The 10,544-nt window shown below is 50.0% G+C and carries 12 protein-coding genes; 5 read left to right on the plus strand and 7 right to left on the minus strand.

Annotation, left to right across the window (positions count from 1 at the left end; genetic code table 11):
- Positions 1-214: 214 nt before the first annotated feature.
- Positions 215-706 carry a deoxyuridine 5'-triphosphate nucleotidohydrolase gene (locus tag BP727_RS13115; RefSeq protein WP_048131638.1) on the plus strand — a complete coding sequence of 164 codons (492 nt, stop codon included), beginning with the start codon at positions 215-217 and terminating at the stop codon, positions 704-706.
- 187 nt (positions 707-893) lie between these two features.
- Here the strand turns inward: BP727_RS13115 and BP727_RS13120 are convergent, their stop codons facing one another.
- Positions 894-2,081: an IS110 family transposase gene (locus BP727_RS13120; RefSeq protein ID WP_286859275.1), complete on the minus strand. Its 1,188-nt coding sequence runs from the start codon at positions 2,079-2,081 to the stop codon at positions 894-896.
- A gap of 380 nt (positions 2,082-2,461) precedes the next feature.
- On the opposite strand from BP727_RS13120, the gene BP727_RS13125 reads away from it, so the two are divergent.
- Positions 2,462-2,599, plus strand: a complete 138-nt coding sequence (locus BP727_RS13125; RefSeq protein ID WP_193373738.1) for a hypothetical protein — start codon at positions 2,462-2,464, stop codon at positions 2,597-2,599.
- Positions 2,600-2,814: 215 nt separating this feature from the next.
- Here BP727_RS13125 and BP727_RS13130 read toward each other — a convergent pair whose 3' ends face one another.
- The 4 genes from BP727_RS13130 to BP727_RS13145 form a co-directional block, all read right to left on the minus strand.
- The gene (locus BP727_RS13130) at positions 2,815-3,171 is read right to left on the minus strand and encodes a VOC family protein (RefSeq protein ID WP_013718222.1); all 357 of its coding nucleotides are present in this window, start codon (positions 3,169-3,171) and stop codon (positions 2,815-2,817) included.
- Between the two features lie 538 nt (positions 3,172-3,709).
- Positions 3,710-4,495, minus strand: a complete 786-nt coding sequence (locus BP727_RS13135; protein ID WP_013718223.1) for a tetratricopeptide repeat protein — start codon at positions 4,493-4,495, stop codon at positions 3,710-3,712.
- Positions 4,496-4,950: 455 nt separating this feature from the next.
- Positions 4,951-5,190, minus strand: a complete 240-nt coding sequence (locus BP727_RS13140) for a hypothetical protein (protein WP_162144981.1) — start codon at positions 5,188-5,190, stop codon at positions 4,951-4,953.
- Positions 5,159-5,311, minus strand: coding sequence for a hypothetical protein (locus BP727_RS13145; protein WP_157863610.1), 153 nt, complete (start codon positions 5,309-5,311; stop codon positions 5,159-5,161). Before BP727_RS13145 ends, BP727_RS13140 begins: the two co-directional genes overlap by 32 nt.
- A 231-nt stretch (positions 5,312-5,542) precedes the next feature.
- Between BP727_RS13145 and BP727_RS13150 the strand changes: the two genes are divergently transcribed.
- Entirely contained in the window at positions 5,543-6,637 is a 1,095-nt protein-coding gene (locus BP727_RS13150; RefSeq protein ID WP_276619902.1) for a right-handed parallel beta-helix repeat-containing protein, read from the plus strand.
- Between the two features lie 92 nt (positions 6,638-6,729).
- Here BP727_RS13150 and BP727_RS13155 read toward each other — a convergent pair whose 3' ends face one another.
- Together BP727_RS13155 and BP727_RS13160 are read right to left on the minus strand one after the other, a co-directional pair.
- Positions 6,730-7,230 carry a GNAT family N-acetyltransferase gene (locus tag BP727_RS13155; protein WP_276619900.1) on the minus strand — a complete coding sequence of 167 codons (501 nt, stop codon included), beginning with the start codon at positions 7,228-7,230 and terminating at the stop codon, positions 6,730-6,732.
- Positions 7,231-7,380: 150 nt separating this feature from the next.
- Positions 7,381-9,246 carry an alpha-amylase family glycosyl hydrolase gene (locus BP727_RS13160; protein ID WP_342766288.1) on the minus strand — a complete coding sequence of 622 codons (1,866 nt, stop codon included), beginning with the start codon at positions 9,244-9,246 and terminating at the stop codon, positions 7,381-7,383.
- A gap of 110 nt (positions 9,247-9,356) precedes the next feature.
- Between BP727_RS13160 and BP727_RS13165 the strand changes: the two genes are divergently transcribed.
- Together BP727_RS13165 and trxA are read left to right on the plus strand one after the other, a co-directional pair.
- Positions 9,357-9,935, plus strand: a complete 579-nt coding sequence (locus BP727_RS13165) for a DUF1638 domain-containing protein (RefSeq protein WP_286859285.1) — start codon at positions 9,357-9,359, stop codon at positions 9,933-9,935.
- 2 nt (positions 9,936-9,937) lie between these two features.
- A complete protein-coding gene (gene trxA / locus BP727_RS13170) occupies positions 9,938-10,345 on the plus strand; it encodes a thioredoxin (RefSeq protein WP_286859287.1) in 408 nt (135 codons plus the stop codon).
- Positions 10,346-10,544 lie beyond the last annotated feature (199 nt).

Below are 10,544 nucleotides of genomic sequence, written 5' to 3' on the forward strand. Positions count from 1 at the left end.
GCGATGTTCCTGGACTGGAGTAGTTGAAAGTATCATCCACTTCGTTCGCGGGCATGATTATCTTGATGCTCCAACAAACGTATTTGAGGGCTTCAAAAATACTGGATCTAAAGGAAGATACCTAGCGACACAGATTTAAGGAATATATAGATATGCTAGAGTATGATGCATATTAGGCTTAATGAGAATGAATTTAACGAATTGAGGTGTCCTTATTACTATTATTACTGGTAATGATGCATCCTGCCTAATTGAGGCCATGATCGACTCGAAGACTCAGACTCAGATGTGTGGTATGGAGCTGACAGTTCAGAAGATAGAGCGCTTCACATCTTCCGGGGCGGTGGCCTTTGAAAATAGTGAACGAAAGCTGCCGGATACGGCACCACTGGATTTCGACCAATCCGGCTGGATCGATCTATCCGCCGGAGCCTATCTGGTGACGTTCAATGAGATCGTAAATATTCCCGGAGATGTGGCTGCCCTGGCAAGGGCCCGCTCTACCCTCCTGCGTTGCGGGGCTAGCCTGGAGACTGCCCTTTGGGATCCGGGATACCGGGGGCGCAGCCAGAGCTTGCTCGTGGTCCATAATCCCTCTGGACTGCGGCTGAAGAAGAACGCCCGGCTGATGCAGCTGGTGTTCATGAGGCTGGAGAATGAGGCGGAGAAGCTGTATGAGGGGAGGTATCAGGGGGAGAACATTTGAGGTAGGTGATGACATCCCCAGGATCAGCTAAGAGGTCCCCTCTCAAGTTCTTCATCTTGCTCTTCGCACTATCAGTACCATTCTGGCTGGCAGGTGGCATGGCTGAGCAAGAGCTTCCTCTTCCCTTCAGTCTGCCTGCAGGCGCACTCGTGCTCGTCTGTCCGATGGCTGCAGCACTGATCCTCGTCTACAGAGAGGAAGGATCCAACTTTGACTCTTCCGAAAAGCTGACCTTAACATTCTTTGGCTTGGCTAAGCCATCATCTTTGTACATCTCTTGGTTGATGAGGAGATGATGTAGCACTACCAGCATTTTTCTGGCTAAAGCAACAGTAGCTATATTTTTCCCTCTTCTGGCCATAATTCGCAAGAAGAACCTCTTTAATTGCGTCTTGGCTTTAGTCCTTGATAATGCATGGGCGCACTCGATTATCATCCTTCTGAGGTACTTTGATCCCATTTTAGTGATCTTGCCGTTATACCTTTTTCCTGCAGATTCATAAACAGAAGGATCGAGTCCAGAGAACGCTGCTAACTTTTTCCCAGATGCAAAATTCCTGTAATCTCCTATCTCAGATAGAATCGCTGCCGCGGATACAAAACCAATTCCTGGAATAGACATCGCGATCTCAACATCCCTTTTTCTCGCCTTAAGAAGTCTGCTGATCTGTGCATCCAACTGCACGAGTTTCTTATCGACTTCATCTATCATTTGAATATGAGATTTTATGAGGAAAATGCTGATTGGTGAAAGGCCAGCTATAATGGCTTGCTTGATCATCTCTTTATTCTTCTTCACCTTCTTGGAGGGTATCGACTCGACTATGACATCCGCACTTCTGCCATCAACTAGTCCTTGAAGAACGTGTCTTCCAGACTTCCCGAAAACATCTGAGAGTTCTGATGCAAGCTTAATGGTGCATGCCTCCAATTCCTGAATGGTTCTGGCCTTAAGCTTAGACCTGAAATCAACATAGCCCTTTCTTGCCCTGGTTAGCGCCCTTAGTTCGCGATCTTCTTTAGGAAGAATCATTGAGGGTTCGATCTGGTTATTTAGACACAGTTCCGCAAGCCATTCTGCATCTCGTTTATCCGTTTTAGCACCAGAATGACGACGAGTTTTGAATGCATTTCCTAGGATGAACTCAAATTCGTCGTCTAATACCTGGTAGACTAAATGCCAGTAATTGCCTGTAGACTCTACTGCTACCTTTTTGCAGTTATTATCCTTCAACCAGGATGCGAAACAAAGAACGCCTTCTACGGTCATATCGAACCGATTTAGGACTTTTGAGCCGTCCCTGGAGAGAATGCAGGCCATCAAAAATCTCTTGTGAATATCTGCACCACAAGCTTTATTCTCTTGTCTCTTCATTTATTCCCTCATCTGATATGGGCAGATTAAAGTTCCCTTAAAGGGTTCGCATTGCTATTCGCGTTCAAGGACGCATTCGGGTGCTCGATAGTCTTGGCCGGTTTTATGACGGGCTGTAAGCCCCAAGGCACATCGGCCTTCACTGCCCATATCAGCCTCGTCTATGGAGTCTACCTGGTTTTTCATCTTTCGGGTGCGATTCCAAAGCCTGCCTTCAAAAAAAAGAATCATGCTGTTTTGTGGTTTTGTGGACTTATTCAATATCTCTGATGTCCTGCTGAACTTCCTGCTGGTGGTTGGCTGGCAGAAATAATGCAGGGATATTCTTAAAAAGGAAAAGATCTAAAGTGTCTGCCAGAGGCGAAATAAGAGGTGACAGCATGCCCGTGAGCAAGAAACAGCTGGAGAAGCTGAACAAAGTGAAGAAGGCCAAGGCAGAGGAGCTTGCAAAGCAAGCAGCTGGAGGCAGCGAATCTGCCAAGAAGAAGCTCAAGAAGCTCCAGAAAAAGATCAAGTAGATCCATATTTTCTTTTTTTGGCAGCAGAGCACATCCCGAAGACCTTCAGGATGTAGATGAGCCCGATGTGGCAGAGATTTTTTAGGCTCTTTGCTGAATCCGAATTATGTGGGTGAGGCCCGGCAGAGATTAGCCTTCTGTTCTTCTTCAAGTTCCATTCCAGGCTATTCCTGTGGGCCATCGGAAGAAAAATGGGAGTCGGATGATAGATCCGATTATTCCTTTGCTTTCATGTCCATTTCCCAGATTCCAAAGGCATTATTCTCGGTGTCCAGACAGACCACGAAGTAGCCCATTCCAGGGACGGACATCTTGGGAACTATGATCTTGCCGCCCAGCTTCTCCGCTTTCGCCGCATACTCGTCAACCGACGGCACTCCTATGTAGTTTATGATCTGCTGTTCCGGATGCATCCTCTTCATCATGCCTCCACCAGGTGCGCCAAAGGTGTCTATCATTGTATAATCCATCCCAGGCATGCTCTCCATCCTCCATCCAAAAAGGTCGGAGTAAAAGGTCTTTGCTCGCTGAATGTCGTCAGCAGGTATCTCAAAATGTACAATACTTGTCATTTATCTTACCTCACCATTTTATAAAGCTCTTAATTCCATCATATTCGTAGATCTTCTTGTTGTGAACTCCTCCCACGGCCTAAAGGCCGGGGCTTCCCTGCTGCTTCTTCGTTTTTACGCCGTCATAGCCCTCTGGCATCGGGGCGCGTTTCGCGGGAATTTTCGGTTTCCGTTTCATTGGCCCAAACTTACATCAGATTCGCGATGCAGAGGTTCAGATCTCATTGGACAGATTCGGGGTGTTCCCTCCCTACTCTGTGGAATTGTCTGGCGAATCCAAAATCTCCCCGAGAGAGAAGTGATCGATCATCCAAGTAGCACTTGAAGCCTGCATGGAATCATGTCTTAGTTAAGTGGAGGGAATGACGGGATATATAGGTGATCTATGCGGGACGAATGTAATTGGGGCAAAGGACTCCGCTTTCATCCTGTTGCGACTTCGTCGCAACTCCCCCGGACTCGCAATCCGGGAGACCTCTCTAAAGGATGGGGACTTCCCGAGTTGGCCTATCGAGATGCATCGATTGCCGTTCTTGACTCAACTGGAATACCCCAGCTCTTTCGCTCTGGTATAGGCAACATCTGCCTCTTCGTCCCGACCCTGAGCCTTGAGGGCTTCGCCACGGTTGTACCAGGCGTCGGCAAGATCGGAATCGAGCTGGATCGCCCTGTCCAGTGCCTCCAAAGACTCATCATACCTTTCCAGTCGCCAGAGAAGTTCGCCCCGATTGCTCCAGGCAGCAGGATAGTCTGGCATCAGCCTTATGACCTCATCGACTGCAGTTATGGCCTCCTGGTAATCGCCCTGTTCATAAAGAATATCAGCTTTAAGGGACCAGGCAATAGTACTATCCGGCTCCAGCCTTATGGCCTCTTCAATCGCAGTGAGGGCCTCATCGTACTCTCCCTGAAAATAGAGAGCAGATCCCTTAAGGCTCCAGATCGAGCCATTCTCCGGCTCCAGACCTATGGCCTGGTCAAGAGCGACAATCGCCTCATCATATTCCCCCAGCTCATGGAGTGCGCCGCCTTTATAGCTCCAGGCACTAGCAAGCTCTGGGTCTATCCTTATGACTTCATCAAAGGCCTGTATAGCTTCCTCGTATCTTCTCTGATTGATGAGTGCTGTGCCCTTATTGCTCCATGCCACGGGATTCTCTGGATCCAGCCGGAGGGCTTCATCGTATGCCTCAATGGCCTCTTCGTAATCCCCCTGGCTAAAGAGCTCATTGCCTCTTTCCAGCCATTCCTCTGCATTCTCTTGACAGGTTGACGGCGCCGCTATCGCTATTATAAGAATGAATAAGGGATAAATCAGTTTCATGATGGTCTTATACGCGCTCGAAAGAGATATGATTATCGGACTTGAGAGGGTATTGTGCATTGTCAGGTTATGATTCGGGGCCACTTTCGAAAATCCAGTTATTGGGATTTCTGGTTGCGGAGCCCTTAATGATCGTAGTATCCCCTGCATTTATCTGATGGTGGGTGGCCTCGATCTGGCGCTGGGGTGAGATAGTTCCAATAACTATGGCGCCTAAGATTGCACATGTTCATGTTTTCAATATCAATATCAATCCCTCAATCCACCCCTTCATAGCTTGTCTAGCTGTCATCATGCTTTGGAATGCTCATCGGATCGTTCTCAGATTGAAAGGGCCTGCGGCAAAATCTTATTTATTTTCTTTCTCAGCTCCTCATTGGCTTCGCCCAATTTCCTTTCCACCATGATTCTCTTGACAATAGTGATCCAATGGACCTTAACCACAGAAGGATATATTAGACCCCCCTAATGCTCATAGGAGTGCCCAGCGAGATCACAATATCGCAAAGGCTTGGGTTGGCGGGAACTTTGCTTGATATGTATGCTACAGTGAGTTGCCTCACATCGATATCATGATACAAAACCAGCGAAGGCCGGAGCTTGTCATTAACCAGATCTGAATAGGAAAGAGGTGCTAAGACTATATCACCTTTTTTAAAATCCTCATTCATACGCTGGCTCATCTTCCAGTACATCGGTAAGCGAAAGAGCTGCTATCTCCATCAAGCCTTCTACAATCTCCTCATCGGTCTTCTCAACATCAGACTCGTAGGGAATGGGTCGCTTTCGGTCTTTGCGTTCCAGACTCTCAAGCATATGTATAGTTTTCGTCTCATGCTATTTAAGACTTGATCATCAATGCCAACGATAGTAGACATGTCGCCAAGCAAGGATTTCAGAGCAGCCTACAATTCGAACTATGACGTCTCGATCCTCTGCATGGAAATGGTGCTTCCTGCGATATCTTGTCGTGTTTTCCTTCCAGATCAGCTGCAACCCCCTGTCCAGAGGAAAAATTTCTTATTCCCTGCCGTCTAGATAACATCGATGATAAAGAAGGTTTTTTGCTCTGGTATCAAGAGGTCGGGGGAGATTGTATCTCTCATCCTGATTCTCTTCCTGATATGCGGATCGGCTCTGGCGGCCACCATCACCGTCCAACCTGGGGAACGCATTCAGGAGGCCATCGATCAGGCCCGCACAGGCGACATCATCGAGGTTATGAGCGGCACCTACCAGGGAACCCTGGATATTAAAAAGGAGGTTGCCCTGATGGGCATCGACTCTGGAGAGGGCATGCCGGTAATAGACGCCGGATCTATCCTCGGATCGGTGTTCATGACCGCAAACAACAGCCAGATAAGCGGATTTAGAATAGTGAACCCGAATGGAGACGGGATTGACGTCACCTCCAGCCACAACACGATCAGCAATAACACCATAGAGGCATGTGGAGCTGCAATCTACCTCATGGTCTCAGATAAAAATAAGATCGTCAACAACAATGCCTCCGTCCGCTGCCAGGGGGTGATGGGCCTTCTCTCCAGCGACGGCATCATGCTGGCCCACTCGGACGAGAACATCATCGAGGGCAACACTGCATCCGGCGCATCCATGGGCATATACCTCTACTATTCCCACAACAACACCATCCTCAATAACGCCGCCCTGAGCAACGATCATGGAATCGCCATCAAGGGCTCAAGAGATAACATCATTCAGGAGAACCGGGCCATTGGCAGCAAAGAGGAGGGAATCGGCCTTCTCAATGGCTGCTCGGGAAATACAGTGACAAATAACAATGTGACAGGCAACTCAATCGGGATCTACCTGCGCGAATCAAACCAAAACACAATCTATCTGAACGACTTTATAGATAACCTCCAGAATGCCCTGTCCTCTGATTCAGAGAACATCTGGCACTCTCCTGAACAGATCAGCTACTCATCTGCAGGCAAGAGCTACACCGGCCTATTGGGAAACTACTGGTCTGACTATAAGGGTAATGACTCGGATGGCAACGGCCTGGGCGATGCCAGCCACAGCTTTGAGTATGATGGCCAGGATGACCATCCACTGATGACTCCCAGTAGCGATCTGATCAAGCCCAAGATGACCCATAAGGGCATGATAATAGGTTAGCCTGAGCAATGGATGGAGATGGAGCGACGAATCTCTTTTTTTGCTGCCCAGGCCGTTTCTCCATCCTTTCTCCAAGCAGGCCAGAAAGGTGCCTACAATGGCAGCTCGTACTTGACCTCGGTTACCGTGCTCCCCCAGATCTCATGAGTCAGCCTCTCCCTTTGAACAAATCCCACCGATCGATAGAGATTTGCTGCTATGTAAAGGGTCTCCACCGTCCAGAGGAAGATCGATTCATACCCAGAGATGCGGCTGAAATCCAGGGCCTCTTCCACCAGCCACTTGCCGATTCCTCGCCCCCGGATCTCCGGCTCCAGGAGAAGCCAGCGAAGCTGAGCCTCCTCCTCTGTGCGCTTGACTATGGCCACCGAGCCCGCGATCCGATCACCCTCCTCCAGGATCCATATCTTCTCCCGGCTGGATTTGGACTGGGCAAACTCCGCCAAAGGCACAGCCACATAAACCTCAAACGTATGGTCCCAGCCCTGCTCGAGAGCATGGAAGATGCCGTGCATGTATATGATATATCCGATATCCCCTGGATGGAGGTCATGCCTCATGCCGAGGGATGGATCGGGAAAGGGCTTATTCATTGTATCGGGGGCTAATACTCAGCTTCGCATAAATAATGTCCGGGGATCCCTCCCTCCGATTCATCCAGGCTGCTGATCCATTCCGGCCTCATATCGTCCGAGCCGTGTCGGCCCAGGGTGTGATCAACCTGTCTACCAGGCGAGTGATCTTCATTCACCGCCCTCGACGGTCCAGATCCTCCCGTAGTTGCTGGGGATGCAGATCTCTAGCCACTCCCCTGCCCCTGCCCTGAAGCTGTCCTCCCCATGAATCTCCTCATAGTAATCGCCTCCCAGCGGGAAGGAGAAGTATGCCTTCTGATCGCTATCTGTGAAGTTAAGGGCCACCAGGCTGAAAGCGTCACCTGCCCGCCGGGAGAAGAGCAGCAGTCCTCGGGACTGGTATCTCTCAGGATCATCATAAAACCAGTGCTCCCCCCTCAGGAACTGCGCCTTCCGTCTCAGCTTCATCAGCCTTCTGGTCAGCCAGATGGTCCTCTTTCCAATGGGATCGTAGAAGTAGTCCCACCTCATCGGCCGGAAAATCACCACCCTCCCCATGCCGCTCTCCGGGAGGAAGTAGTTCTCGCACAGCTCCTGGCCCTGCCAGATCAGGGGAATCCCCCTGGCAGTCATGATCGCTATCAGATAGGGCTGGACCTTGTACCAATACCTTCTGTCCCCCTCCTTCAGTAGATCGTTGTCATCCCTGCTGATGGTGCAGAAGTTGCAGACGAACCGGTAGTGGTCGTGGTTCTCAATATACTGCAGGGCGCTCTTCTGGATGGTGTCCTCATTGATCTTCTCCTTCGCTGGATAGCCGACAAGGCCCAGCCGATGGCCAAGATAGGTCAGACGGCCCGCTAATTCACTGGCTTCGGCTCGGGCCACGGCAATGGCAGCATCAAAGGTCTGGTTCTGCCAGGTGCTGCTGCTGTAGGTCTTATCCAGCACCTCCACCGGCTCCTCCAGCTGCTCTGCACACTGGATAAGGTGGATCTCATCCCCCTCGAAGAACCTCTGCCAATGGTCCTGAGATCCTCTCATTCCAAAGACCAGCTTGTAGGTCTGATAGACCAGATTGGCATAACCCAGGCCCGTGGGTCCGTCCCAGTAGTTGGGAACGCAGTCGTACCTGAACCCATCCACGTGATAGGTGCTCAGCCAGTGGTGATTGACCGTATAGAAGAAGTCCCGGGTTAGGGCTCGATTGAAGTCGGTGCTCTCTCCGAAGAGGTCTTTGGCGAAGGACCCCAGAAACGGATTCTCCCCAAAGCCCATCTCTCGGTAGAGGTAGGAGTAGGGAAATAGGCTGTCCGTATGGCCGTAGACCATATCCAGGATCACAGCTATCCCTTTTTGATGGGCGGAGTCGATCAGCCTCTGCATATCTCTTCTTTTGCCAAACCTCTCGTCCACCCCGAAGTAGCCGATGGGCAGAAATCCCCAGTCTGTGGTGTTGGATATATTGGTGACCGGCATGATCTCTATGCAGTTGACTCCCAAGTCTTGCAGGTATTCCAGATGGCGGGTGGCAGTCCTCATGTCCCCGCCGAACTCATTGATCATCAGCTCATAGACTATGAGATCCTCTTGCCTGGGAGTCTTCCATAGCTCTTCTTCATCGCTCCAGATATGAGGCTCGTAGCCTAATGTAAAAGCGGAAAGCTTCCCGATGCCAAACTCCCTGGCATAGGGGTCTATGATCCAGTCGATGGGCTCATTATTCCTTCTCTCCAGAAAATAGCGGTATACATATCTTCCCGGCTTGCCCCAGGCGGATTTCTTATGGGGCTTCTCAGAGGCGTCTATCTCCACCTGGCCGTGCCAGTATTCTCCATAATTCGGATCAATAGAGCATTCCATCTCGAAGGTCTTTGCCGGAACATCTTGAAGGAACTGGTCATTCTCATGGATGAGCTTAACCCCGAGCCCAACTCCATCTGAATCCGATACCCAGGGCAAGAATACGCCAAAGTCTGCTCTGCCCTCTGGCGTGCATCTGGCCCCCAACTTTCCCAGTGGCATTAGATTCATAAGGCTCTGACACTTGCACTTGCCGTTTATTCTAGATAAAGATTATGAATGATTAATGCAGTATCGAGGATCACAGATATATCCTATAGATGATATAGAACGTTCCAGCCATGTATACAATCATTGCCTGCGGCATCTTCAAGGATGAGATCGAGAGACTGAGTGCCGATCTCGGATTTCCCTTTAAAGCTCGCTATCTGTGCCCTGGCCTGCATGTTGACTTCGACGAGCTAAAGGATGCCCTGGAAGAGGAGCTGAAAAGGGCTTCATCGGATGGCAGCCAGGGAAGTATTGTGGCCTATGGACAGTGCCATCCCAAGATCGATGAGATCCTGAAACCCTACCATGCCGCCTTAATGGATTGTCAGAACTGTGTTGATGCCTTCATATCCCGCCAGGCCGTAGAGAAGAAAGCACGAGAGGGTCTCTTCTTCTATCTCTCCCCAGGCTGGCTGGATGCCTGGAAGGATATATTCAATCGATTGGGCTGGGATCCGGAGACTGCCCGCATGCAGATGGGCTCATTCAAGGGATCGATCTACATCGATACATTAAAGGATGCTCCAAAGAGGGAGAAGGAGCTCTTGGAGTTCTTCGATTTCACCAACCTCCCCTTCACCATCATGCCCATGGAGCTGGACCACTTCAAATCACTGATCATCAAAGCTATAAAGAGCTTGGAGGATTGAGCTTGGACGAGTTGGAAGAGATTAAGAAAAAGAAAATGGAGAAGATGATGAGCGAGATTAACAAACCCCATGAACCAACCGTAGAGCTGCCAGGAAAGCCGATCATTGTCACAGATGCAACCGTTGATGCCGCTTCAAACCAGTACCCTCTTCTGATCCTGGACTGCTGGGCGGAGTGGTGCGGCCCCTGCCGCATGATCGGCCCGATCATCGAGGAGCTGGCTGCAGAGATGAAAGGACGGGCAGTCTTTGGCAAGCTGAATGTGGATGAGAATCCTCAGACCGCCAATAGGTTCAGGATCTCGGCGATACCCACCCTGATGGTCTTCAAGGATGGAAAGCTCATCGATAAGCTTGTGGGCGCCTATCCCAAGCCCTCACTGGTGGCAAAGATTCAAAAGTACCTCTGAAGGCCGCTTTTGATTCGTCTTTTTTTGCATGAATGCGATTGCCCGGATCCTTTGCCCCCCTAAGGTATGCTGCCGGAAAGCATTACTCGTGGATATCCGGAGACGTTGTAGACCTCTCTGGTGGAGAGATTGTCCGGAGCTATATATGAGGGCTTGGTTCTCATGTACTGATTCTTGATGAAGAGCGGGGTGTAGATAT

Source organism: Methanosaeta sp. UBA356 (assembly GCF_002496465.1).
GTDB classification, from domain to species: Archaea; Halobacteriota; Methanosarcinia; order Methanotrichales; family Methanotrichaceae; genus Methanothrix; species Methanothrix soehngenii.

Coding starts and splice junctions, on each gene's coding strand:
- BP727_RS13120 (WP_286859275.1), bottom strand. CDS start 2,081: ATGAAGAGACAAGAGAATAAAGCTTGTGGTGCAGATATTCACAAGAGA.
- BP727_RS13155 (WP_276619900.1), bottom strand. CDS start 7,230: ATGAATAAGCCCTTTCCCGATCCATCCCTCGGCATGAGGCATGACCTC.
- BP727_RS13130 (WP_013718222.1), bottom strand. CDS start 3,171: ATGACAAGTATTGTACATTTTGAGATACCTGCTGACGACATTCAGCGA.
- BP727_RS13160 (WP_342766288.1), bottom strand. CDS start 9,246: ATGAATCTAATGCCACTGGGAAAGTTGGGGGCCAGATGCACGCCAGAG.
- BP727_RS13145 (WP_157863610.1), bottom strand. CDS start 5,311: ATGCTTGAGAGTCTGGAACGCAAAGACCGAAAGCGACCCATTCCCTAC.
- BP727_RS13135 (WP_013718223.1), bottom strand. CDS start 4,495: ATGAAACTGATTTATCCCTTATTCATTCTTATAATAGCGATAGCGGCG.
- BP727_RS13150 (WP_276619902.1), top strand. CDS start 5,543: ATGATAAAGAAGGTTTTTTGCTCTGGTATCAAGAGGTCGGGGGAGATT.
- BP727_RS13125 (WP_193373738.1), top strand. CDS start 2,462: ATGCCCGTGAGCAAGAAACAGCTGGAGAAGCTGAACAAAGTGAAGAAG.
- BP727_RS13140 (WP_162144981.1), bottom strand. CDS start 5,190: ATGTACTGGAAGATGAGCCAGCGTATGAATGAGGATTTTAAAAAAGGT.
- BP727_RS13165 (WP_286859285.1), top strand. CDS start 9,357: ATGTATACAATCATTGCCTGCGGCATCTTCAAGGATGAGATCGAGAGA.